At 67.2% G+C, this 24199-nt stretch carries 22 protein-coding genes and 1 riboswitch; of the genes, 9 read left to right on the top strand and 13 right to left on the bottom strand.

Going from position 1 to position 24199, the window contains the following annotated elements; all coding sequences use genetic code 11:
- Positions 1–64: 64 nt before the first annotated feature.
- The 5 genes from PY310_RS14360 (at position 65) to PY310_RS14340 (ending at position 6096) form a co-directional block, all read left to right on the top strand.
- Positions 65–685: an ECF transporter S component gene (locus PY310_RS14360; RefSeq protein ID WP_275215145.1), complete on the top strand. Its 621-nt coding sequence runs from the start codon at positions 65–67 to the stop codon at positions 683–685.
- Positions 685–2331: an ABC transporter ATP-binding protein gene (locus tag PY310_RS14355; protein ID WP_275215144.1), complete on the top strand. Its 1647-nt coding sequence runs from the start codon at positions 685–687 to the stop codon at positions 2329–2331. The genes PY310_RS14360 and PY310_RS14355 overlap by 1 nt, the downstream gene beginning before the upstream one ends.
- Positions 2328–3122, top strand: coding sequence for an energy-coupling factor transporter transmembrane component T family protein (locus PY310_RS14350; protein WP_275215143.1), 795 nt, complete (start codon positions 2328–2330; stop codon positions 3120–3122). Before PY310_RS14355 ends, PY310_RS14350 begins: the two co-directional genes overlap by 4 nt.
- Positions 3123–3265: 143 nt before the next feature.
- Positions 3266–4789 (top strand): UDP-N-acetylglucosamine 1-carboxyvinyltransferase, encoded by a 1524-nt coding sequence (locus tag PY310_RS14345; protein ID WP_275215142.1) that lies wholly within the window; start codon positions 3266–3268, stop codon positions 4787–4789.
- Positions 4790–4872: 83 nt separating this feature from the next.
- The gene (locus PY310_RS14340) at positions 4873–6096 is read left to right on the top strand and encodes a glutamate--cysteine ligase 2 (RefSeq protein WP_275215141.1); all 1224 of its coding nucleotides are present in this window, start codon (positions 4873–4875) and stop codon (positions 6094–6096) included.
- Between the two features lie 50 nt (positions 6097–6146).
- Here the strand turns inward: PY310_RS14340 and PY310_RS14335 are convergent, their stop codons facing one another.
- Positions 6147–6770, bottom strand: a complete 624-nt coding sequence (locus PY310_RS14335) for a LysE/ArgO family amino acid transporter (RefSeq protein ID WP_275215140.1) — start codon at positions 6768–6770, stop codon at positions 6147–6149.
- Between the two features lie 69 nt (positions 6771–6839).
- On the opposite strand from PY310_RS14335, the gene PY310_RS14330 reads away from it, so the two are divergent.
- Positions 6840–7733 (top strand): LysR family transcriptional regulator ArgP, encoded by an 894-nt coding sequence (locus PY310_RS14330; protein WP_275215139.1) that lies wholly within the window; start codon positions 6840–6842, stop codon positions 7731–7733.
- Here the strand turns inward: PY310_RS14330 and PY310_RS14325 are convergent.
- Genes PY310_RS14325 through PY310_RS14315 form a run of 3 tightly spaced genes read right to left on the bottom strand, consistent with a single transcriptional unit; the run spans position 7730 to position 9621 of the window.
- Positions 7730–8938 carry an O-succinylhomoserine sulfhydrylase gene (locus PY310_RS14325; protein ID WP_275215137.1) on the bottom strand — a complete coding sequence of 403 codons (1209 nt, stop codon included), beginning with the start codon at positions 8936–8938 and terminating at the stop codon, positions 7730–7732. The genes PY310_RS14330 and PY310_RS14325 overlap by 4 nt on opposite strands.
- Positions 8939–9349, bottom strand: coding sequence for a rhodanese-like domain-containing protein (locus PY310_RS14320; RefSeq protein WP_275215136.1), 411 nt, complete (start codon positions 9347–9349; stop codon positions 8939–8941).
- Complete coding sequence (locus PY310_RS14315; RefSeq protein WP_275215135.1) at positions 9346–9621, bottom strand: DUF1737 domain-containing protein; 276 nt, start codon at positions 9619–9621, stop codon at positions 9346–9348. The genes PY310_RS14320 and PY310_RS14315 overlap by 4 nt, the downstream gene beginning before the upstream one ends.
- Positions 9622–9633: 12 nt before the next feature.
- Positions 9634–9748: riboswitch (SAM riboswitch) on the bottom strand.
- A 106-nt stretch (positions 9749–9854) separates the two neighbouring features.
- On the opposite strand from PY310_RS14315, the gene PY310_RS14310 reads away from it, so the two are divergent.
- Together PY310_RS14310 and opgC are read left to right on the top strand one after the other, a co-directional pair.
- Positions 9855–10349, top strand: a complete 495-nt coding sequence (locus tag PY310_RS14310; protein WP_275215134.1) for a hypothetical protein — start codon at positions 9855–9857, stop codon at positions 10347–10349.
- 129 nt (positions 10350–10478) lie between these two features.
- Complete coding sequence (gene opgC, locus PY310_RS14305; RefSeq protein ID WP_275215133.1) at positions 10479–12947, top strand: OpgC domain-containing protein; 2469 nt, start codon at positions 10479–10481, stop codon at positions 12945–12947.
- A gap of 64 nt (positions 12948–13011) precedes the next feature.
- Here opgC and PY310_RS14300 read toward each other — a convergent pair whose 3' ends face one another.
- Genes PY310_RS14300 through PY310_RS14280 form a run of 5 tightly spaced genes read right to left on the bottom strand, consistent with a single transcriptional unit; the run spans position 13012 to position 17696 of the window.
- The gene (locus PY310_RS14300; protein WP_275215132.1) at positions 13012–14580 is read right to left on the bottom strand and encodes a long-chain-fatty-acid--CoA ligase; all 1569 of its coding nucleotides are present in this window, start codon (positions 14578–14580) and stop codon (positions 13012–13014) included.
- A 38-nt stretch (positions 14581–14618) separates the two neighbouring features.
- Positions 14619–15782 carry an acetyl-CoA C-acyltransferase gene (locus PY310_RS14295; RefSeq protein WP_275215131.1) on the bottom strand — a complete coding sequence of 388 codons (1164 nt, stop codon included), beginning with the start codon at positions 15780–15782 and terminating at the stop codon, positions 14619–14621.
- Positions 15783–15791: 9 nt separating this feature from the next.
- A complete protein-coding gene (locus PY310_RS14290) occupies positions 15792–16256 on the bottom strand; it encodes a pyridoxamine 5'-phosphate oxidase family protein (RefSeq protein ID WP_275215130.1) in 465 nt (154 codons plus the stop codon).
- Positions 16257–16266: 10 nt separating this feature from the next.
- Positions 16267–16749 (bottom strand): NUDIX hydrolase, encoded by a 483-nt coding sequence (locus PY310_RS14285; RefSeq protein ID WP_275215129.1) that lies wholly within the window; start codon positions 16747–16749, stop codon positions 16267–16269.
- Positions 16750–16754: 5 nt separating this feature from the next.
- Positions 16755–17696 carry an aminodeoxychorismate lyase gene (locus PY310_RS14280; protein WP_275215128.1) on the bottom strand — a complete coding sequence of 314 codons (942 nt, stop codon included), beginning with the start codon at positions 17694–17696 and terminating at the stop codon, positions 16755–16757.
- A gap of 96 nt (positions 17697–17792) precedes the next feature.
- Here PY310_RS14280 and cls point away from each other — a divergent pair, with 96 nt between their 5' ends.
- A complete protein-coding gene (gene cls, locus PY310_RS14275) occupies positions 17793–19265 on the top strand; it encodes a cardiolipin synthase (protein ID WP_275215210.1) in 1473 nt (490 codons plus the stop codon).
- Positions 19266–19753: 488 nt separating this feature from the next.
- On the opposite strand, the gene pabB is transcribed toward cls, so the two are convergent.
- The 4 genes from pabB to PY310_RS14255 all read right to left on the bottom strand — a co-directional run bounded on the left by pabB (position 19754) and on the right by PY310_RS14255 (position 24018).
- On the bottom strand, positions 19754–21829 hold the full coding sequence (gene pabB / locus PY310_RS14270; protein WP_275215126.1) for an aminodeoxychorismate synthase component I: 2076 nt from the start codon (positions 21827–21829) through the stop codon (positions 19754–19756).
- A 17-nt stretch (positions 21830–21846) separates the two neighbouring features.
- Positions 21847–22470 (bottom strand): LysE family transporter, encoded by a 624-nt coding sequence (locus PY310_RS14265; RefSeq protein ID WP_275215125.1) that lies wholly within the window; start codon positions 22468–22470, stop codon positions 21847–21849.
- A 72-nt stretch (positions 22471–22542) separates the two neighbouring features.
- Positions 22543–23364, bottom strand: a complete 822-nt coding sequence (locus tag PY310_RS14260; RefSeq protein WP_275215124.1) for a methyltransferase domain-containing protein — start codon at positions 23362–23364, stop codon at positions 22543–22545.
- 111 nt (positions 23365–23475) lie between these two features.
- Complete coding sequence (locus tag PY310_RS14255) at positions 23476–24018, bottom strand: MarR family winged helix-turn-helix transcriptional regulator (RefSeq protein ID WP_275215123.1); 543 nt, start codon at positions 24016–24018, stop codon at positions 23476–23478.
- Positions 24019–24199: the final 181 nt, after the last annotated feature.

Below are 24199 nucleotides of genomic sequence, written 5' to 3'. Positions count from 1 at the left end.
CCGGGCGGCGCAGGCCGGGCCGAAACCGCGAATACTCTCCCCTCCTGTACCTCAGGAGGTTGACATGACAACAGTAAGCATCAAGAAGGCCGGCTACACCTGGCGCGTAGTGGACATCGTGGTGGCGGCTCTGATCGCCATCGCCGGCGGCGTGATCTTCTGGGCGTGGGACCAGGGCGCGGCGCTGGTCTCGGCACCGATGAACGCCACCTACCCGCCCCTGACCGGCCTGATCTCCGGCGGCTGGATGATTCCGGCCATTCTGGGCATGCTCGTCATCCGCAAGCCGGGCGCCGCACTGTTCTGCGAGGCCGTGGCCGCCACCGGTGAGCTCATGATGGGATCCCAGTACGGCACCACCGTGCTGATCTCCGGCATCCTGCAGGGCCTCGGCGCGGAACTGGTGTTCGCCGCGTTCGGCTACCGGAAGTTCAACCTGCCCACCGCCATGCTGGCAGGTGCCGGGGCAGGCCTCTTCTGTGGCCTGAACGACTCGTTCCTCCCGTGGGGCTGGAACATCGCCTACGAGGCCGGCGACAAAGCCGCCTACATTCTCTTCTGCGCCATCTCCGGCGCCGTAATCGCCGGTGCCGTGTCCTGGGTGGCCACCCGCGGCCTCGCGAGGACCGGTGTGCTGAGCTCCTTCGCGTCCCGGAAGGCCTCCTCGGAGCCCGTCTTCAACTGATGGCCGCTTCCGACGCCGGCGCCTCCGCCGTGCGCCCCGCAGCCGTGTCCGCCCGCGGCTGGGGGTGGCGGCACGCCGGCCGCGCCGTACCCGCCGTCCACGGGCTGGACCTGGACATCGCACCCGGTGAACGGGTGCTGCTCCTGGGCCCCTCAGGCGCCGGCAAATCAACACTGCTGCATGCGCTGGCCGGGGTGCTGGGGGACGAAGGGGACGACGCCGATGAGACGGGCACGCTGCTGATTGACGGCGCCGCGCCGCGTGTCCGGCGCGGCCGCGCCGGACTTATGCAACAGGACCCTGAAACCCAGGTCGTCCTCTCCCGCGTGGGTGACGACGTCGCCTTTGGCGCCGAAAACCTGGCCGTGCCGCGGGACGAGATCTGGCGGCGGGTGGACGAAGCGCTCGACGACGTCGGGCTGCGGAGTGCCGGCCGCCCGGACGGTGCGGCGGGCCTTCCCCTGGACCACCCGACGTCGGCCCTGTCCGGCGGCCAAAAGCAGCGGCTGGCGCTGGCCGGGATCCTTGCGATGCGGCCAGGGCTGATCCTGCTGGACGAGCCGACCGCCAACCTCGACCCGGCCGGCGTCCTGGAGGTCCGTGACGCGGTGGGCCGCTCCCTCGATAAAACCGGGGCCACCCTGGTGGTGGTGGAACACCGGGTGTCCGTCTGGAAAGACCTGGTGGACCGGATCGTGGTGCTGCAGCCCGGCGCGGCTGCGGGGGCCGGCACTGCTTCCGGCACCCCCGGCGGCTCCTCCGCAGTGCTCCTGGACGGGCCGCCGGACAGGGTGCTCGCCGAGGCGCGGGACATGCTGATCAACGCCGGGGTGTGGGTGCCGGGGTATGTTCCGGCCACGCGTCCCCGGACCGGCGCTTCCGGCAGCTTGGGCGCTTCCGGAAGCTCGGGTAGCTCCGGCGGAACGGCGGAGCTGTTGCTTGCAGCCGAGCACCTTGCAGTGTCCCGTGAGCGCCCGCGACGCCGGGGGTTCCGGACCATCCCGCCGGTTCCCGTCCAAACGGGCATCACCGCCCAGGTCCGGGCCGGCCAGGCACTGACCGTCACCGGACCCAACGGCGCCGGGAAGTCCACATTCGCGCTGACGCTCGCAGGACTGCTGGCGCCGGTGGCAGGAAAGGTTTCCGCCGCCGTCGAGCTTTCCCAAGGCGCCGGAATTGATCCGTTCAGGTGGAAGGCCAAGCAGCTGATTTCGCGGATCGGCACGGTGTTCCAAGAGCCCGAGCACCAGTTCGTCACAGGGCGCGTCCGGGATGAACTGATGTTCGGTCCGCGGCATCTGGGGCACGGGGAGGAACGTGTGGACGAACTGCTGGAGCGGCTGCGCCTGACCCACCTGGTGGAGGCGAACCCCTACACCTTGTCCGGTGGAGAGAAGCGCCGGCTGTCGGTGGCCACCGTCCTCGCAGCCCATCCACGGGTCCTGGTGCTCGACGAACCCACGTTCGGCCAGGACGCCAACACGTGGGCCGAGCTCGCCTCGTTCCTGTCCGAACTGCTCGACGAAGGGACGTCCGTGGTCTCCGTGACCCACGACGAAGAATTCACCGCCGTCCTGGGCGGCACCGAACTGCGGCTCGGCCCGGCCTCCCGGGGCGGCGCCCGCCAGGAAGCAGGGACAGGATGAGGGACGCCCTGACGCTGGGCGGAAACCACGCCGTACTGACCCGCGCCAATCCGCTGGCCAAATTCGCCGCCGTCTTCCTGATCACCCTGGTCCTGGCGCTCTCCATCGACTGGGTGTCCGCCTCGGTGGCGCTGGTTGCGGAACTGGCGCTCTTTCCGCTGGCCGGACTGACGCTGCGCCTGCTCTGGCAGCGCGGCTGGCCCCTGATCATCGCGGCAGCGGTGGGCGGCTGGAGCACAGCCATTGTGGCCGCGGACAGCGGCGCTGTACTGCTCGACGTCGGCATTTGGTCCATCAGCGAAGGTTCCCTGCAGCTGGGACTCGGGTTCATGCTGCGCGGCCTGGCAATAGCCCTGCCGGCGATCCTGCTGATGACCTGCACCGACCCGACGGACCTCGCCGACGCCCTCGCCCAGAAGGCCCGGCTCCCGCACCGGTTCGTCCTCGGCACCCTGGCGGCGATGCGGCTGGTGGGACTGCTGGCCGAGGAATGGCAAACCATCGGGATGGCGCGCCGTGCCCGCGGAGTGGGCTCCCACGGGGGCCCGCTGGAGCGGCTCCGGGCCACCCTCGGCCAGGGCTTCGGGCTCCTGGTCCAGGCGATCCGGCGCGCCTCCCGGCTGGCCGTCACCATGGAGGCGCGGGGCTTTGGGACCGGCCACCGCACCTGGGCGCGGGAATCCACCTACTCGGTGCTGGACGCCTGGGTGGTGCTGGGCGGGGTGCTGATCGCTGCCGCCGCCGTGGTTGCCGCCGCCGGGATGGGGACCTGGAACTTCGTGTGGCGGTAACGGGCGGGAGTCCGGCGGTGACGGGTGATTCAAAACCGTTATGAATGAGACGTGTATCGCATGAGGTGGATATTTATAGTCCAATCCCCGCCGAACCGCTAGGCTATCGACCCAAAATAACTCATTTATGATATTTTTTAGCTATGACTCAGGAAACTGCAGAGCACATTGCTGCCACTGTTAAGGACGCCCGCATCGACAAGGGCTGGACTCAGGGCCAGCTGGCCGAAGCGCTGGGAACCAGCCAAAGCGCCATCGCCCGCATGGAACAGGGCAAGCAGAACCTCAGCCTGAGGATGATCCAGCGCCTCGAAACGATCTTCGAGCGCAGCATCCTCAAGGTGGGCAAACCGCAGATGACCCACCTGCGGATCGAAGGCGGCCGGACCCTGTCCGGGGCAGTGGACGTCAACAGCAGCAAGAACGCCGGGGTGGCCCTGCTGTGCGCCAGCCTGATCAACCGCGGCACCACAGTCCTGCGCAGGCTCGCCCGGATCGAAGAGGTCAACCGGATCGTGGAGGTGCTGACCAGCATCGGCGTGGAATGCACCTGGCTGAACGACACCGACCTTCAACTCCGCCGCCCGGAAGTCCTGGACCTGGCCGCCATGGACGTGGACGCGGCACGCCGCACCCGTAGCGTCATCATGCTCCTGGGGCCCCTCCTGGACGAGAGCTCCGAGTACCGCCTGCCGTATGCCGGCGGTTGCGACCTGGGCACCCGAACGGTGGAACCGCACATGCAGGCCCTGCGCGAGTTCGGCCTCACGGTGGAGGCCACCGCGGGTTTTTACGCCGTCCGCGCTCCGCAGCCGGACACCATGGACCGCTCCTTTGTGCTGACTGAGCGCGGGGACACCGTGACCGAGAACGCCATCATGGCGGCGGCCCACCGCCGCGGCACCACGATCATCCGCAACGCCAGCCCCAACTACATGGTCCAGGACCTCTGTTTCTACCTGGAGATGCTCGGCGTGCAGATCGACGGCGTGGGCACCACCACCCTGAAGATCACCGGCCGGCCGTTTGTGGATGCCGACATCGAATATTTCCCGTCCGAGGATCCGATCGAAGCCATGAGCCTGATCACCGCCGGCATTGTGACCAACTCCGAGGTGACCATCCGGCGGGTCCCCATCGAGTTCATGGAGATCGAGCTGGCCACGCTGGAGCAGATGGGCCAGAAGCTGGAGATCTCCGGAGAATACATGGCCCGGAACGGGCGGACCCGCTTGGTGGATGTGACCACCAAGCCGTCCGAGCTGCGGGCGCCGGAGGACAAGATCCACCCCATGCCGTTCCCCGGGCTGAACATCGACAACCTGCCGTTCTTTGCGGTCATCGCCGCCAACGCCCACGGCCAGACCATGATCCACGACTGGGTCTACGAGAACCGGGCCATCTACCTCACGGAGCTGAACCGGCTCGGCGCCCAGGTGCAGCTGCTGGACCCGCACCGGATCTACGTCAACGGACCCACCAAGTGGCGCGCCGCCGAGGTGGGCTGCCCGCCGGCCCTCCGCCCGGCCGCGTGCCTGCTGCTGGCCATGCTCGCCGCGAGGGGAGTCTCCGAGCTGCGCAACATCTACGTGATCGAGCGCGGCTATGAGGACCTGGCCGAGCGGCTCAACGCCATCGGCGCCAAGGTGGAGTACTTCCAGGACTAGCCGCGGTTGGCTTGCCCCTCGGCCTCGTCCTGCCACCCGGACCGGGCTGCCGCACCCCCGGCGGCTTGGCGCACAATATAGTCATGCGAACTTTCGGGGTCGAGGAAGAGCTCCTGATCGTTGATCCGGAGTCCGGGCTGCCGCTTGCCCTGGCGGATGCCCTGCTTTCAGGGCACCGGTTGGCGGCCGACGACGCCCCGCCGGACCAGCAAGCGGGCAGGACCCGGGACCACACCGCGTACGACGACGAAATGGGCTTGAGTGCCGAGCTGAAGCTTGAGCAGATCGAGACGCAGACGCGCCCGTGCCGCGAGTATGCCGAACTGCTCCCGCAGATCCGGGCCGGGCGGCTGCTCGCGGACCGGGCAGCGCGCAAATTCGGCGCGCGGGTGGCCGCGCTGGCCACTTCCCCGTTCGGGCTGGCGAGCCACACCACCCCGGACCCGCGTTATGCACGGATGCTGGAGCGCTTTGGCCTGACCGCCCAGGAACAGCTGACCTGCGGCTTCCACGTCCATACGGCCATCGAGTCCAACGAAGAGGGCGTGGCCGTGCTGGACAGGATCAGGGACAAACTGGCTGTCCTCACCGCCCTCAGTGCCAACTCGCCGTTCTGGATGGGGATGCACACAGGCTTCGCCAGTTACCGCACGCAGGCCTGGAACCGCTGGCCAACGTCCGGCCCGTCCGGCATCTTCGGCACGTATTCCCAGTACCGCCGGGTGGTGACGCGGCTGCTGGACAGCGGGGTGATGTTGGACGAGGGCATGATCTACTTCGACGCCCGGCTCTCCCGGAACCATCCGACGGTTGAGGTCCGGGTTGCCGATGTCTGCCTCCGGGCTGAGGATGCCGCCCTGATCGCCGTGCTGGTACGGGCCCTGGTGGAGACGGCCAGCCGGGAATGGCGCGAGGGGGTGGAACCGGCCCCGGTGCCCACCGTGCTGCTCCGGATGGCGGCCTGGCAGGCGAGCAGCAGCGGCCTGGGCGGCGAGCTGCTGGACTTCGGCACGTTCCGGCCCGCGCCGGCGGTGGACGTGGTGCGTGCGCTCGTGGATTACCTGGCGCCCGTGCTCGCCGAACAGGGGGAGCTGTCCCTTGCCAGGCAGGGTGTGGAGGACATCATTTCCCGGGGTACCGGTGCCGCCGAGCAGTGCCGCGTGCGGGAGGCGGCTGCTGAAGTGTCGCCTGAGGACAGCGGGCTGGGCGCCGTTGTTGCCCACGCCGTGGGCATCACCATGCGCGGCACATCCGGCATGACTGAGGTGGATGAAGTTCCGGACCTGCTGCGCGTGCGGCAGGTCTGAGAGGTTCAACAGCTTCTCCGGCCCATTCCCTTTTGTGCTGCCGTGGTTTGTCAGCCGCCGACAGCCAGCCGTATCCCCAATGTCAGCATCACGGCAGCCACGAGGCCGTCCAGAATGCGCCAGGAGGCGGGCTTCGCGAAGAAGGGCCGCAGCGCGCGGGCCCCGAAGCCGAGCGCACTGAACCACGCCACGCTGGCTGCGATGGCGCCGGCACCAAACCACCACCGCGCGTCATGCGCCTGTTGGTTGGCCACGGATCCCAGCAGCAGGACGGTGTCGAGGTAGACGTGAGGGTTGAGCCAGGTCAGGGCGAGCACGGTGCCGAGTGCGGCGCCGAGGCCGACGGCGGGCTGCCGGGCGGCCGCCGTTAGGGCGCCCGGATGCAGCGCCCGGCGCGCCGCCATGACGCCGTAGGCCAGCAGGAACGCCGCTCCGGCGAACCGGACCACGTCCACCACCATCGGGTTCGCCTGCAGCAAGGCCCCCACCCCGGCGATCCCGGCCGCGATAAGGATGGCATCCGAGACGCTGCAGATGAGGACGACGGCGGCCACATGCTCACCGCGGATGCCCTGCCGCAGGACAAAGGCGTTCTGGCTGCCGATGGCCACGATGAGGGCCAGGCCGGTGCCGAAGCCAAGCGCTGCGGGCGCGAGCAATTCTGTGGAGTCCATATGGTTCAAGGTACGGTCCGGCCTAGGATTACTCCAGCTAAACATTCTTACTTATATGAAGGAAAACTAATGAAAGCGTTTCAGCTGGAGCACCTCAGGACCTTTACCGCGGTGGTGGAGGAGGGCACCCTGGAAGCGGCAGCCCGCACCCTGCACGTCACGCCGTCGGCGATTTCCCAGCGGCTGAAGGCGATGGAGGATGCGGCCGGCCAGATCCTGCTGCAGCGCACCAGTCCGGTCCGGCCGACTCCCGCCGGGGAGGCCGTCCTGCGATTTGCCCTGCAGGTCAGGCAGCTGGAGGGGGATGCACGCCAGGAGCTGGACGGCGGCCAAAGCGGACCGGGCGCGCCCATCCCGCTGGTGGTGAATGCCGACTCGCTGTCCACCTGGTTCCTGCCGGCGCTGGCGAGTCTTCCGGGGGAACCGGGCGTCTGTTTTGAACTCCGGAGGGAGGACGAACAGCATTCCACCCGGCAGCTGCGCACCGGCGCGGTCATGGCAGCCGTGACCGCCACGCCGGAGCCCGTTCCGGGGTGCAGCGTGGAGCCGCTGGGGTCACTGCGGTACCGTGCGGTGGCCAGCCCGGCCTACGTGCGCCGCTGGTGGCCGGACGGGTCCGGCCTCGTGGCCGGCAGCCGGTCACCGGTGGTGGACTTCGACCGGAAGGATGACCTGCAGGCAGGATTCTTCCGCGCGCTGACCGGCACTGACTTGGCGGCGCCACGGCACTACGTGCCGTCGTCGGCCGAATTTGCGCAGGCCATCCGGCTGGGACTGGGCTGGGGGCTCCTGCCCGAGCAGCACTGCCTGGCCGGTCTCGGGAGCGGGGACCTCGTGGAACTGGCGCCGGACAACCCGGTTGATGTTGCGCTGTACTGGCAGCGCTGGAAGATCGACTCCCCGGTCCTCAACCAGCTCAGCGCGGCAGTCCGGGAGGCGGCGTCCAGCCAGCTTCGCCGCTAGACGTGCTTGAGCGCCTGTTCGAGGTCCCCGATGAGGTCATCCACGTCCTCGAGCCCTACGGACAGGCGCACCACGCCGTCGCTGAGCCCGATCGCGGCGCGGCCTTCCGGGCCCATGGCGCGGTGCGTGGTGGTGGCCGGGTGGGTAATAAGGGACTTCGCATCACCTAGGTTGTTGGAGATGTCGATGATCCGCAGCGCATCCAGCAGTGCGAAGGCAGCCTCCTTGCCGGAGCGGCCGCCCGTTGCCGCGAGTTCCAGGGTGAGCACGGTGCCGCCGGCCTTCATTTGCCTGGCGGCCAGCTCATACTGCGGGTGCGACGCCAGCAGCGGGTACCTGACCCAGCTGACGGCGGGTTGCTGCTCGAGCCATTCGGCGAGCCGTAGCGCGGACGCGGACGAATGGTTGACGCGCAGGGCCATGGTTTCGAGGCCTTTGGTGAGGACCCAGGCGTTGAACGCGGACAGGGCCGGACCGGTGTGCCGCATCAGCTGCTTGACCGGGCCGTTGATGAACTCGGCCGTGCCCAGGATGGCACCGCCCATCACGCGTCCCTGCCCGTCGATGTGCTTGGTGCCGGAGTAGACAATCACGTCAGCGCCCAGCTGCCCGCAGCGCTGCAGCAACGGGGTGGCGAAGACGTTGTCCACCACCACGGTGGCACCCGCCGCGTGCGCCAGCTCGCTGACCGCGGCGATGTCCACGATTTCCTGCATGGGGTTGGACGGCGATTCGAAGAACACCGCCGTCGTCGGCTCGGCAAGCGCCGCCCGCCACTGCTCCAGGTCCGGGCCGTCCACGAACACCGTCTCCACGCCCCAGCGGGGCAGAATCTCATTCAGGATCACAAAGCATGAACCGAACAGCGAGCGGGCGGCGACCACGCGGTCACCGGCAGCCAGCAGGGCACCCAGGGCGGTGAACACCGCTGACATGCCCGACGCCGTCGCGAAGCATGCCTCGGTGCCCTCCAAAAGCCGGAGGCGTTCCTGGAACGTGGCCACCGTGGGGTTGCCGTAGCGGGAGTAGACAAACCGTTCATCCTCGCCGGTGAACGCGCGCTCGGCGGCGGCGGCGGACTCGTAGACGAAACCCGAGTTCAGGAAGATCGGCTCGGTGGTTTCCTGGAACTGCGTGCGGTCCAAACCGCCGCGGACCGCCTGGGTGTCGGGGCTCCAGCCGGCAGCTTCGTCGTTGAAAGTCATTTATTTGCTTCCGAGGTTGGTGGGCAGGCCGCGGTTTTTCCAGCCGTTGACCGTGCGCCCGCCGTAGCGGTCCGGCTCGCCTTCGAAGCCCTCGAGGACGTTGTAGGAGGTGAATCCGGCCTGCGTGGCGGCAAGGGCGGCGGCGATGGAGCGCTGGCCGGAGCGGCAGAGGAAAACCAGTTCGGTGCTGGTGTCCTCCGGCGCCTGCTGCTTCAGCTGGTCAACAAAATCCGGATTGGGAATCCCGCCCGGGAAGGTCCACGGGATGAAGAGGGGATCGTTTTCGGTCGCCTTTGTGTCCGGGATGCCGATGTGCGCCCATTCGCCCTCCGTGCGGACATCCACCAGGATGGCGCCCTGTTCCAGTTTGGTCCAGGCCTCCTGCGGCGTGAGGTCTCCGGCGTAGCTCATGCGTGGCCCTCGCCGTCGAACTCAAGATCGTCGCCCGCCTCGAGATCCTCCACGGCGGTGGCGACGGCGGCATCCGCACTGGCGATGGCCGCCGGAAGGATGAGGGCCTGGGCAACGATCACGGCGGTGCCGTTGAACGTCGCGGCCGGGCTGCCGTGCAGGACGTACCCCTCGGCGAGGGCGGCGGAAATCCGCTCACAGAACGTGCGGTCGTCCGTGCCGGTGATGAGCCGGTAGGACAGTTTTTCCTCGGGAACAGGTGCGTCGGACACGACGATCTCCTTCTTTCACGCTTGCAGCTCGAATGGGTCGATATGCCGAGTATTCACCTGAGGCACCCCGCCGCGATAGGAGGGTTGCCGACCGGCCAGTCAGGGCTTGGCGCCGGTTCTCATTACTCCCCAAAAACGTAACACCCGGCCCGGCCCGCCGCACGGCCGCCGGCGTCATGTTCCGTAACCAACACGTGCTTCCATCCGCCGCTACCGGGCACAACAATCGGACCATGGGCAAAGACCGGGGGAATCGCCTGACCGTCGCGTGGCCGCGCCTCATCACCGTGGTGCTGTGTGCCGCGATTCTCACGGCTGCCCTCAACAGCTGCCGGAACGTTGTGGCACCGCCGCCGTGCATGCCGCCCGCGTTCACGGTGATTCCGGCGGAAGTGAAACCTGGGGACATGGTGACGGTCAGCGCCCCGGACGCCGGCTGTGATGCGCGCTACGGCCAGGCTGCCCGGGTCCGGGTGGAACTGCTGAACGCGGCCGGCACGCCCGCCCTGGATGAGCTCGCCCCCATGACCGACGACGGCGGCTTCACTTTGGTGTTCACCGTCCCGGCAGACATGTCCCCGGGGGAAGCCGGCGTCACCGCGTACCCGTACAACCTGGATTGGTGCGATGACACCGGAGTCAACAACCGGGCGGCTGCGGGGCCGTCGACCCTTGTCCGGGTCTCCTGCGCCCAGCGCCTGGTGCGGCTGGTCATCCTGGCCGGCTGATTCGGGCGGCGTTGACTGGCGGTGTTGACTGACGGCGTTGATAGGGCACTGCCTGCAACACCGATAGAGTTCTCGCGGTGGCAGCGGCCGCCAATCACATGACCGTCCGGGGGGAAGGTTCACACCAGCATGCCTACAGCCATCACACTTTGGCGCGTGCCGCCGTCGGACATCCGGAGGCGCGGCCCGCTGTTGGCGGCGCTCCTCGCGGCACTCTTCCTCCTGGTGAGCCTGCTGCCCGCGGGCGCAGCGAACGCGGCCGAGCCTGAGCCGGCGAAGGGCAAGCCCCTGCTGGGGGCCGTCCTGGAGTGGGGCGAGGACTCAGCCCAAGGGTTTGCCGAGCGGCTTGGTGCTGCACCGGCCCTGCTGGGGCACGAGATTTCCCTGCCTGTGGGGCCCGGCGAGGAACAGGACATCCGCGAGTACCTCGGCCAGGCCGCTGGCCAGGGTTCCCACGCGGTTCTCACGGTGCGGCCCACCGCAGCACTGGACCAGGTGGACGCGGCCGCCGCCAAAAACTTCGCCGCCAAGGTGGGGGACCTGACGGCTGGCTTCAAAGGCGCCGTCCTGATCCGGTTCGCCCCGGACATGAACTCCAGCTGGGTGGAGTGGGGCCAGCAGCCGGCCGCCTACAAGACGGCTTTCCGGAACGTTGCCGCGGCGTTCAAAACCGCGGACGACGCCGGCACGGTCATGGTGTGGCAGCCGTACCTTGGGCGGGACTACCCCTTTGAACGGAGCAGGAACGCTCCCGCCCCCGGGTCCGAGGGCTTTGCCCTGCTGGACACCAACGGCGACGGAAACTGGAACGGCGCGGATTCCGCCTACGCGCCGTACTACCCCGGCGATGACGTGGTGGAGTGGGTGGGACTCACCGCGTATCACGACGACACCGGCGGCAACTCGGCCGTGAACACCGTCCCCGCTGCCGGCGAGCTGTCCGCGATGCTGACGCAGTCCGGCAATGAGAATTTCTATGCCGCCTACGCCGCCGGGCGGAACAAACCCATGCTCCTCCAGACAGCGGCCTTCTACAGCCCGGCCGCGGGCGGCGCCGCGGAATCCGACATCAAGACATCCTGGTGGGACCAAACCCTGGCCGCCGCCACCTCCGCTGAGTTCGCACGTATGGCGGCAGTCGTCTGGGATGAGCGGACCAGCACTCGGGACACCGGAGTGATCAGCATCGACTGGCGGCTGACGGGCAGGAGCGGCATTGCCGAGGCAGCGGGCAAGAGACTGACGGAATCGGGGCTCACCACCGGGCCGGTGACGGCTGTCAGCGGGGGCCAGCAGGCCGCCCGCGCCAATTCCCTCTCCGGGGCGGCGGCCTGGAGCGTCGCCGCTGCCATGCTCATCATCCTGGTGGCCCTGTGGCAGCTGCCGCGGCGCATGGGGGCGGTGGCCGGCTGGGGCTATGGCGTGCCGTCGAACCGGGACTCCCGCGTTGACCTCCTCCGCGGGCTGGCCATCGTTTTTGTGGTGGTCAATCACCTGGGCATGACATCGCTGTTCCAGCTATTCACCCATGAGGCCGTTGGGTTTGTCTCCGGCGCCGAGCTGTTCGTCCTGTTCTCCGGACTGGTGGTGGGGACGGTCTACGGCCCGCGGGTCAAGAAAGATTTCGGCAAGGTGGTTGACCTGACCTCCCGCCGGGCAGGCAAGCTGTACGTGACTGCCCTGGCCGTCCTGGTGGGCGTCTTCCTGCTTTCGCTGCTGCCGTTCTTCCAGACCGACGCGCTGACCACGTACGTGGACCAGGGAACCGGCGGCGCCGGGCACAACGCCGTCGGCCGTACCTATGACCTGTACGCCGGCATGGAAACGCTCCTGCAATTCCCGGTCCCGGCCCAAGTCCTGCCCGCCATCATCCTCCTGCAATTCGGGCCCTGGCAGTTCAACGTGATGGGGCTCTATGTGGTGCTGCTCCTCGTGAGCCCGCTGATCCTGGCGGCGCTCAACCGCGGCAAGGCCCTGTGGGTGCTGGCCGGAACGCTGGGCCTGTATGCGGTGGGCGCTGCCACCCGGGTCAGGCTGCTGCCGTCCCAGTTTGAGGACTCCTTCCCGCTGCTCGTCTGGCAGGTGCTCTTTGTCCTGGGGCTCGTGGCAGGGTTCCACCGGCACCGCATCATTGCCTGGTTGTCGGCGCACCACTGGGTAGTGGTGGCGTCCACGGTGCTCGCGTTTGTTTTTGCGTTCCTGTCCTGGTGCAACCCTTACCTCGCCAACGGGTTCGACCTGCGCCTGGCCATCATCCCGGACGCGTCCTACCGGCTGATGTACGACGCCTTTTTTGCCCGCACCTACCTGGACCCGGGCCGTTTGCTCAACGTCCTGGTCCTGGTGGTGGCCTCCTACGCGTTCCTCACCGCGTACTGGAAACCGGTGGAGCGGGCCCTGGGCTGGTTCCTCATTCCGCTGGGGCAGGCCACGCTGTACGTCTTCATCCTGCACGTGGTGCTGATCGCCGTGATTGCCAACATCCCGGTCCTCCAGCAGGGACACATCCTGATCAACACCGCTGCGTATGCGGCGATTCTGGGCCTGCTGTGGGTGATGGTGAAGAAACGCGTCCTGTTCGGGATTATCCCCACCTGACCTGTCCCTCGCGGGGCCCGCTCCCCTCAGGGCCCGTCCCAGGACGTGCTGTCGCCTTCGTATGCTACGGGGCCTGGTGACGGGCGGTGAGTTCCCGCTTGAGGACCTTGCCGCTGGGACCGGTAGGGAATTCCGTGACCAGGGTGATGATCCGCGGATACTTGTAGGCGGCAAGTTCCGACGCGGCGAAGTCCCGCAGCTCATCAATGGTGGCGCTGCTGCCCGGATTAAGGACGACGGCGGCCGCCACCTCCTGCCCGTGTGTTTCGTCGGGGACGCCATAGACGGCAACGCTGAGGACCGCCGCGTGCCGGCTGAGGACTTCCTCCACCTCGCGCGGGTAGACGTTGAAGCCGTTCCGGATAATCATCTCCTTCTTCCGGTCCAGGATCCGGAGGTAGCCTTCCCCGTCCTTGGTGCCCAGATCGCCGGTCCGGAACCAGCCGTCCACCATCGCCTCGGCAGTTGCTTCGTGGCGATTGAGGTAGCCCTTGAAGAGGTTGTGCCCCCGGACCACCAGTTCGCCTAACTCACCCGGAGGCAGCAGTTCGATGGCATTTTGGATGTCCGCCCGCGCGATCTCCACCTGGACACCCCAAATGGCCTGTCCTACCGTTCCGGGCCGCGGTGATTTTCCGACATGGTTGAAGGTGGCAACCGGGGACGTCTCGGTCAGGCCATAGCCTTCGTAGATATCCGAGCGGAATTCCGCCTTGAACCTGTCCATCACCGCCATCGGCAGCGACGCGCCGCCGGAGATGCAGTACCGCAGGGCATTGGACCGGCCGGGGTTGGTGCGGGCGGCTTCGAGCAGGGCGATGTACATGGTGGGCACGCCGAAGAAGATGTTGATGTTGTGGCGGGCCAGGGCATTCAGGGCTGCTTCGCCGCTGAATTTGGGCAGCATCACGATGGTGGCCCCCGCCCGGAGCCCCGAATTCAGGACGCACGTCTGGCCGAAGGTGTGGAACATCGGCAGTCCGCCGAAGATGACGTCACCGCGGCGTAGGTCGAACGTGCTGGTCAGCAGCGTATTTGTCTGCTCAACCAGGGCGAAGTGGCTGCCCAAGGCGCCCTTGGGTTGGCCGGTGGTTCCCGATGTGTAGAGAATCGTAGCCGTCTCGGACGGCCGCAGCGGCAGCCACGTACTTATGGGCTCGGCTCCTGCCGCTTCTGTCTCCAGCCGAGCGGCGGCCCCGGTCCCCTCCGGCACCAGCACTGTGACGATGTCGATACCCGCGGCTGCGGCGCCTTTGGCACCTTCTTCAAGGAGCGGCCCGGCGCAGACGAGCAGCTGCGCGCCACTGTCGCGCAGCACGTACTCGATCTCCCTGGCCTTCAGCAGCGCATGTAATGGCACCACCACGCCGCCCAGCGCGAGGACCGCGTAGTAGACCCTGGCGAAATCAGGTACGTTGGGCATCAGCAGGGCCACGCGGCTTGCGTGGCCCACGCCCCGGGCCCGCAACGCACCGGCATAAGCGCGAGTCTGTTCCCAGAGTTCGCTGTAGGTCACCCGCTCCTCGCCTACCACGAGGGCCGCGGACTCCGGGAAACGGGCGGCTGATTCAGCCAGTATTGCGGCAACGGAGATGGTCCCGAAACCCTCTTCGGCAGTAAGTAAAGTGTCCATGGTGTCCTATCCGGCTGGCGTTGATTTGGCGGAGGGAGTCAGGCCTTGAGGATCAGCGCCTCGCCCTGTCCGCCGCCGCGGCGTTGCAGTGCCAGGGCCTGGTGCAGCACCAGGCGCGCCCCCGACGCACCCACCGGATGCCCCAAGGCGATGGCGCCGCCGTCGGCGTTGATCTGTTCGGCGTCGATGCCCAGGTCCTTGGCGGACTGCAGCACCACCGAGGCGAAGGCTTCGTTGACCTCGATGAGGTCCAGTTCCCCGACGGCGAGCCCCTCCAGTTTCAGGGCACGTTCAATCGCTCGTGAAGGCTGGGAGTGCAGCGAACCGTCCGGTCCAGCGGTCTGGCCGTGGCTGCCGATTTCCGCGATCCACGCCAGTCCTGCCGCTTCCGCCGCGGCCTTACTGGCCACAATCACGGCGGCCGCTCCGTCGGAGAACGGTGAGGAGGACCCGGCGGTGATGGTGGCTGAGTCCGCTGTGGAGAAGACGGGCTTCAGGGCGGCAAGCCCCGCCGGCGTCGTACCTGCCCGGATTCCCTCGTCCGCATCAATCACGACGGCGGGGCCGCGGCGTTGCGGCACTTCAACCGGAGCGATCTCCGCGGCCAGGATGCCGGCCGCCCGGGCGGCTTCCGCGCGCTGATGGGAACGGGCCGCGACGGCATCCTGGTCCTCCCTGCCGATGCCAAGCCGGGCGTTCCCGGCGTCGGTGGCCGAACCCATCAGTTCACCGGAACGGGGGTCCTGCAGGCCGTCGAAATTCAAGGAATCCAGCAGCGCAGCGTCGCCGATTGCCACGCCGGCACGGAGCCTGGGCAGCAGGTGCGGGGCGTTCGTCATCGATTCCTGGCCAGCTGCCACAATGAAGTCGGCCTCCCCGGCGCGGATCATCCGGGCGGCGTCGATCACGGCGGTCAGCCCGGACAGGCACAGTTTGTTGATGGTTACGGTGGGCACATCCCAGCCGATCCCTGCCGCGAGGCTGGCCTGCCGTGCGGGTCCCTGGCCGGCACCGGCCTGGATCACCTGGCCCACGATGACGGCCTGGATCTGTTCCGGAGCGACTCCGGTCCGCGCCAGGGCGTGGCGGATGGCGTGGGCGCCCAGTTCGCTTGAGGAGAGGCCTGAAAGCCCGCCGCGGAACTTGCCGAACGGGGTGCGGGCGCCGCCCAGGATGACGGGAATACGGGCATCGTTGCTCATGGCTTGCGGTTATTCGAAGGACGCGCGGCGCCGGTCCGTGGCCCGGGTGTTCCAGACGTCCGGTTTGTTGACCCGGAACCGGCGGCCGGTGAGCGCCCGCGGGGTCAGCCGGATGTAAAAGTTCTTGTCCCCGGGCTGCCACGGTTCCAGGTGAAGGGCGTCCACGGCATCCCTTTCAGCCTGGTCTTCGATCAACTCCGTATCGCCTCGCACCACGACGCTCCAGGCCTGCTCGGTACCGGGATCGTAGCCGTCGATTTCAAGCGCCGCCGGCCGCTCCGACGCCGCGCTCCACAGCTTGGTCCCGCCGGCGGTGCGGAAGGCAATGCTCCTGCGCTGCAGGATGTAGTTGATGGGGAAGATCTCGGGATGGGCATCCACCACAAGTGCCAGGCGGCCCACGATTTCGTCAGCGAGCAACTCCCAGCATTCGTCAAAGGTCAATTTGATGATCGGATCCGTGTGCGAGTTCATGGACCAAACCTTACGGATGATCCTGCCGTTCCAACAGGTCTTTGACGAGGGCATCAAGGATCGGGAGCTGACCCTTGACGAGCTTGCTGCGCGCATCGGCCTCGGAAACCCAGCGGGCGTCGTCGATCTCGGGAAAGTCCTGGATGGTCCCGGAACCCCTCGGCCATTCGAGGGGGAACGTGTTACTCACAATTTCGGCGGGCTGGAAGTCCGCCGCCGCGGTGAATACCGTGATGCGCTTCCCTGATGGCTGGCGGAATTCGCCAAGCAGGACGTAGTCAGCGGCAGGTGGCGGGGTGCCGATTTCCTCGGTGAACTCGCGCCGGGCCGCCACCAGGGGGTCCTCGTCATCCTGGTATTCACCCTTGGGAAGGGACCAGGAGTGTACTTTTTTGCCTGCCCAGAACGGGCCGCCCATATGCCCGATCCAGACTTCGAGCCCTCCCGCCCCGCCGTGCCGGTACAGCAGGATGCCCGCGCTGCGCACCGTCATGGGGCTTACTGAATCCCTGCGTAGAGAGCGTTGAGTTCGGCCGTCAGCTGTTTCTGGAGTGCCGGCGTGCCGATCTCCTTGCCGTCGATGTGGTTCACGGGTGCCAGCAGGCGGATGCTGGAAATCAGCCACACGGCGTCCGCGTCCAGGAGGTCCTGCGGCTCCAGCGGGCCGTAGCCCAGTTCCCAGCCTGCGGCCTTCGCAGCCCGGAAAAGCGCATTCTGGGACGTGCCGGGAAGGATGCCGGTGTCCAGCTGCGGCGTGATGAGCCGGCGCACGGTGCGGGTGGCGCCCGCGCCGTCGTCGGCTGTTTCCAAATGGGCCAGCAGGACCGTGGACGTGGGGCCCTCCAGGACCCGGCCGTCGGCGGAAAGGAAAATGACGTCGTCGGCGCCCTGTTTATGTGCGTGCCGCAGCGCGGCCATGTTCACCGCGTAGGACAGGGTCTTGGCGCCCAGCAGCAGCCAGGGGGCGCGCTCGGCAACGTCGCTGTCGTACCCGCGGTCCAGGAGGATCACATCGATGCCGGCCTCGCGCTGCCGGCGTCCCAGCGCACCCACGGGGGATACCTGGACCCAGCATGTGGGCGAGTCAGCACCTTCCGGGCCGCGGGTTGCCACCAGTTTGACCACCAGTTCGTCCTCGGCCGGTGAAGGCGCCGGGTGCTGGGAGCGGTATTCAGCCACGCCTGTGGTGATGGCCGCGCGCCACTGCTCCTGTGCGGGGATGACCAGGTCCAGGGTTTCGGCGGAAGCGCCAAGCCGGTTCAGGTGGGCCTGCAGCTTCCGGACGTTCCCGCCCACGGCGAGCATGGATTCGAACACGCCGTCCCCGCGGGTTGCGCCCTGGTCCGTCGCCATCAGCTGGGGCTGCGAAGCGTCGGCCAGGCGGCCTTCCGGGCGGGCAGGGTCAAGGAAAACAAGCACCACGGGCGCGGGAGAGGTCATGGCTCCAGCTTAGTCGGGCCGGGCGCGGATAAGCTGTGGTCATTGCCTGGCCGGAATCCGTCCGCCGGTGCGCACTCCCCGGGGGTATTTCCAGTGTTGTGGCCGATTTCGCTTGCCGGTACTGCGCCGACGTGGATTGTGGTGCTTCTGAGCATCGCGGATCTGGTGATCAGGGTGCTGGCCATCGGCATCATTCCCGGCAACCGCCGCCCCACCACAGCCATGGCCTGGCTGCTGGGGATCTTCTTCGTCCCGTTCGTCGGCCTGGCCCTGTTCCTGCTTTTCGGGAACTTCAGGCTATCCAGCCGGCGCCGGGCGCAGCAGGAGATCGTCAACACCCGGGTGCGTGCCGGCATCTCGGCGCTGGCCGACGTCGAAAGCGACTACCCCGGCCCGGATTGGGTGAAATCCGCTGGGGAGTTGAACCGCCGGCTGGGGTCCCTGCCGATGGTGGACGGCAACTCCGTGGACCTTATTCCGGGTTACCCGGACTCGATCCTGGCCATGACGGAAGCGGTCCGCGGTGCCCGGAAGTTCGTCAACGCCGAGTTCTACATCATGAGCACGGACCACGTCACCAACGACCTCCTGACCGCCATGGAAGAGGCAGCGGAGCGCGGGGTTGAAGTCCGGGTGCTGTTCGACCACATCGGCACCCTGCGGGTCAAGGGCTACCGCAACCTCCTCAACCGCCTCAAGGCCAGCAAGATCCAATGGCGGCGCATGCTCCCGCTGCTGCCCACGCAAGGCCAGTGGCGCCGCCCGGACCTGCGGAACCACCGCAAGATCATGGTGGTGGACGGAGAGATCGCCTTCACCGGCTCGCAGAACCTGATTGAACCGTCCTACAACAACCCCAAGCACCGTAAAGCCGGCCGCGAATGGGTGGAACTGATGGCACGCCTGCGCGGGCCCATCGTCACCACGCTGAACGTCGTGTTTGCCACGGACTGGCTCAGCGAGACCGACGAGAACCTTGAACACCAGCTGCAGCTCCCGGCCAACCCGGAGCCGGGCACCGTCACGGCCCAGGTGGTGCCCAGCGGGCCCGGGTTCATCACGGAAAACAACCTCCGCCTCTTCAACACCCTGATCTACTCCGCGCAGCAGCGGATTTCGATCTGCAGCCCGTACTTCGTCCCCGACGACTCGCTCCTCTACGCCATCACCACTGCCGCCCAGCGGGGCGTGGACGTGGAGCTGTTCGTTTCGGAAAAGGGCGATCAGTTCCTGGTCCACCATGCCCAGCGCTCCTACTACGAGGCGCTGCTGGAAGCCGGGGTGAGGATTTACCTCTACAAGGCACCGTTTGTGCTGCACGCCAAGCACTTCACCATCGACGACGAAGTGGCCGTCCTGGGTTCCAGCAACATGGATATGCGGTCCTTCTCGTTGAACCTGGAAGTCTCCGTGATGCTGCTCGGAGCGGACATCGTGGAGAGCATGCGGGCGGTGGAAAACACGTACCGGGACATTTCGACCGAGCTCAAACTCGATGAGTGGCGTCAGCGGCCCCTTGCTGCCCGCTACATCGATAACGTGGCCAGGCTGACGGCCACAGTCCAGTAGCGCCTCAGTAGCGCCGGATTCTTGCCCAAAAATTGATCCGGTCCGCTCTGGAGCGGCGTGGAAAGGGCGGCTAACCTGAAAGCATCGGTTCATGAAGACGGACCATTCGGATCCCGGCTGCCCAAGGCGCCGCCCGAGGGAGCTGACAGATATGCCACAGTCGAAAGTAGCGCGCGTCTGGTTCCGCGTTTCGGCGCTGTCCTTCACCCTGCTGGCGGGGATCACCTTCGTCCAGGTCTCGACCTTTACGCGCGACCTCGACCACACCTGTGAGGCTGCCGGCCAGGCGCTGGACATCAACTACCGGCTGAGGCACCAGCATGACGGGACTTTTTACTTCCCGCTGCAAAACCGATGCAACCCTGTGTATGACACGGTTCCCCAGTGGGTCAACCCGGTCCTGGCAATCCTGGCAGCGGTGTTGGCCATTGCCCTGACCGGTGCGCTGGTCACCTACGGCGAGAAAAAACCCCGTCCGGTACGCATGCCTAGCCGGCCGGGAATTCCGCACCCAGAGCGGAAAGCACACCGTGCGCCTTTACCCGAATCTCGTCGTACTCCTCGTTCGGTACCGAGTCGGCAGTGATGGCACCGCCGACGCCGAGAGTCAGTTCCGCCGTCGGCGCTTCCTGGTTGCCGTCCCCCGTAGCGATGACCAGCGTCCTGATTGCCACAGCCAGGTCCGTGGCACCGTTCAGCGAAAAGTAGCCGATCGCGCCCGAGTACAGGCCCCGGGGGCCGTCCTCCAGCCGGTCCAGGATAGCCATGGTGCTGATTTTTGGGGCACCGGTCATGGACCCGGCCGGGAAGCAGGCGGCCACGGCCTCCGCCCGCGGTGCACCGGGCGTCAACCGCGCGTCGATGGTGCTCACCATTTGGTGGACCGTGGCATAGCTTTCGATCTCGCACAGCCTGCTGACCGTTACGGACCCGGGCTCTGCGAAGTGGCTGAGGTCGTTCCGCAGCAGGTCCACGATCATGATGTTCTCCGCACGGTCCTTGAGCGAAGAAACCAGGTCCTCGCGCAGCTGCCGGTCCTGCTCCGGATCGGCACCCCGGCGGCGGGTGCCCTTAATGGGCTCGGCGCGCATGCCGCCGTCGGACGTGATGCGCAGGAAGCGTTCCGGTGAGGTGCTTGCGACGGTCAGCCCGGTAAACCGCAGATAGCTCGCGAAGGGTGCCGGGTTCCTCCGCCGCAGGGCCAGATAAGTGGGCCACGGGGCCGCCGCCGCGGCAGGCAGCCGCGCCGTGAGGGTTGTGGTGAGGCAGACTTCGTAAGAGTTCCCCTCATGGATTTCTTCCTGGGCCGCTGCGATTTTCTGCTTATAGGAGGCCTCGGTGTCGCGGCTGGTAAACGCTGCCGTTGCGTCGGGAGCCGTTTCGTTGAATGCCGTTTCGTTGAGGGCCGTTGCGTTGAGGGCCGGTGCGTTGACGGCGCTCCGTGCGGCGGCCAGCCACGTGTCCGCGTCAGGTGCCTCCAGCGCCAGCAGCCACGCTGTTCCCTCGACGTGGTCCACCACCACCGCACGGCCCGCAAAAATGAGCGCCGCGTCAGGGGTTGGTGACACCATGTCCGAGCCGCCCGTTTCGCGTTTGAGCTCATAACCCAGGCAGCCCAGCCAGCCCAGGGCGAAATCCCCGGGGTAGTCATCGGGGGTGCGGACAGCCCTGCGTCCCCAGACGGTATCAAGCCAGCGGAAGAACGGCCCCGGCACGCGGACTGTTGCCGATCCGGCAGTCACCACAGTTTCGCCGGAGCGGTGCGTGACCGACTGGCCGTACGTTCCGGAGTCGTCGGCAAGGATGCTGAAGCGGCTGCGTTCGGTGGCCGGCGACTGCTCCGGGGCGGGGCCGGCGGGCGCATTCGAGGAGTCCAGCCACGCGGCACGCGCGGATGTGCCGTAGAGGGACGCGAAGAGGGCAGCGGTGTCCGGGCGGGCGGCCAGGCGCTCCGCCCGGAGCCGGAGCCCGCGGCGGCCGGCACGTTCCGGCACCACCACCGGCCCCAGCACGGGGAGGTAGGCGAGGGCCTGCAGGACGTCTTCCGGGGCCGAGCCGTCTGCCTGGTTGAGCACGCGGATATTGGCGTGTGCGGGGACGTCATCCGTCGCCAGCCAATCAGCTTCCTGCGCCGCCCACTGCTCCCAGAACGGCTCATAAGTGCCGCCATCGCGTTCCAGTGCCCGTGTCCGGCGGACGTCCTCCGGTGAGTCGGCCCAGATGACGGCGCTGAGCAGGGGCCGGGCTTCCGCGGCGGCGGCCCCCACACCCTCGATGATCACGATCTCGGCCGGCAGCGTGACCCGGGTGTCGCCGTCGTAATGATTTGCCCAGTCCCAGCTGGTCCAGGTGGCTGCTTCCCCGCGGCTCAGGGGGGTGAGGACGGTGGACACGTAGCGTTCAATGCCCGTTGCCAGGCCGTTCCAGCCGGGGTAGATGTCCTCGAGATGGAACAGGGCCACCTTGTGGTGGTTCCGCAGCTGCGCGGCGAGCTCGATGGCCAGGGTGGTTTTGCCTGCGCCGGATCGCCCGTCAATGGCGATGATCACAGGTGCGGGGGTCATGAAATAGAGCGTACCTGCTAGTGGATCACGGCGAGGAGGACACCCACGGCGACAAAGAGGACACCGAAAATCCGGCTCAGGACCGTCTGCCCGTGGGCATCGTGGGTGAACCGCTGGAAGGACTTGGCGGCTAAAGCAAAGAAGAACCACATCACCAGGATGTCGATCGCCACCACGGTGGTGGTGAGGACGGCGTACTGCGGCAGGAGCGGCCGTTCCGGCCGGATGAACTGCGGCATGAAGGCGAGGAAGAAGACGATGGCCTTGGGGTTGAGGAGGTTGACCCAGAGGCCGCGCCGAAACATGGACCAGGCCGGCTCGTTCCCGAGGACGGCAGCCTGTTCCCGGTCCAGGTCCGGCTTGCTCAGGAACTGGCGGATACCGAGGTAGGCAAGGTAGGCGGCGCCCGCGTAACGGATCACGTTGAAGGCCACCGGTGAACTGGCCACCAGCACGCCCACGCCGAGAGCCACGATGATCACGTGGATCACCAGGGCCGCCTGCTGGCCCAGGATCCCCCAGATGGAGCGGCGGAATCCCGAGGTCAGGGAGTTGCTCATGGTGTTGATGGCGCCGGCACCCGGAGTGAAACTGATCAGGACGCCCGCGCCGGCGAGCGCGAGCCACAGGGAGAATTGCACCTGCCAAGTTTAGTGCCGGTTCACCAGGGGCAGTGACGTGTCCAGCCAGGCCAGGGGCGGGGCCGCCCTCTCCTACGCCCGGGCGATGACCTCGCCGTTCGGAATCAGGAACCAGCCGTCGTCGGTGGATCCCCAGCGGTGCCAGCCCGCGGAGATCCGGGCCAGGTCCGCTTCGTTGGCGAAGCCGTACTCCAGCGCCTGGTCCGCGAAGGCCGAATGCAGCACCCGCTCACCCCACACCCGCGCCTGCCATCTCCGCTGCTGGCTGGTGGCGTAGAGCCAGTTGCTGCTGGTGGGCGCCACGTCGGTGAAGCCCGCGGACTGGGCCCAGGAAACCAGGCGGCGGCCGGCGTCGGGTTCGGCCCCGTTGCGGCGGGCGATCTGCTGGTAAAGGTCCATCCACTCGTCCAGTTCCGGCAGCGGCGGGTACCAGCTCATGCCATGGAAGTCCGCGTCCCGTACGGCCACAATCCCGCCGGGCTTGGCCACCCGGCGCATCTCCCGCAGCGCTTCCACCGGATCGGTCAGGTGCTGCAGGACCTGGTGGGCGTGGACGACGTCGAACGTCTCGTCCTCGAAGTCGAGGTCATAGATGTTGCCGGTGACGAACTCGGCGTTGGCCACGCCGCGTTCAGCGGCGAGCGCCGTGGCCTGGGCAATGATGTCCGGCGACCGGTCAAGCCCGGTGACCTTCCCGGGCGCCACCAGCACCGCGAAATCGCACGTGATGCTTCCGGGCCCGCAGCCGACGTCGAGCACGGAGGCCCCCGGAGTGAGGTGCGGAATCACAAAGGCCGCTGAATTTTCCGCGGTCCTGGAAGCATGGGCGCGGACCACGGACTCGTGGTGGCCGTGCGTGTACACATCGTCGTCTTCGGGCTGCTGCGCACTCATAACCAAAACGCTACCGCCGCGGTGGCGGGAATGGGAGGAACCGTCGTCGTGCATTCCGCCCAACTAAGTAGCGCGAACTGTCGTTTTGACCGCTCAAAACGACAGTTCGCGCTACTCAGTTGGGGCGGGAGGGGGCTCAGCGGATGCAGTGGCGGGGCTGGCCGGACCAGGTTCGGAGGCTTCCTGGCGGGCGGCGATGGTGGCATCGACCATGGCTGTCATAAAGCGGGTGACAACGCCGAGTTCCTCGGGGGAGAAGGCAGCGATGGCGGCGCCCATGTGACGGGACAAGGGCATGAACATGGCCCCGCCGTCCTGGAAGGCCTTGGGCGTCATCCGGAGCTGAACCTGCCGGCGGTCTGATGCATGCCGTTCGCGGATTACGTGGCCCGAATGGTCCAGCCGGTCGATGAGGGCCGTGGTGGCAGGAGAGCTCAGGTGCAGTTCCTTCCGGAGGATCCCCGGGGTGACCACCAGGCCCTTGGCCGTGTGGCGCATGATGACGGCCAGTGCATTCAGGTCGGTGCGGTGCATGTCATTTTGGGCACCCGCCGAGTCCGCATACCTGTTGGCCTCAAGCGTGAATTCCTGCAGCAGGCGGATCAGGGACTGGGGGCCGGCGTCGGCAGGGGGCTGGAACGTATCGTCCGTCATGTCCTGCCTCCTCCGCTAGCTCGCGTCATGCATGTGGCTCTCCGCTGTTTGGTGCTGACGCCCTGACGGATATTACTGCAGCAGCGCCGTCCGCGGGCCTTCCACCCGTGATTGCCTGGCAGAAACCGAAATTGCATGACAGGCACTTATCTCTATGGTGGAGATACTCTATGATGGAATC

This window comes from Pseudarthrobacter naphthalenicus, assembly GCF_029076445.1.
In the GTDB taxonomy this organism is placed as follows: domain Bacteria; phylum Actinomycetota; class Actinomycetes; order Actinomycetales; family Micrococcaceae; genus Arthrobacter; species Arthrobacter naphthalenicus.
This window is presented reverse-complemented; position numbering and strand designations above follow the sequence as displayed.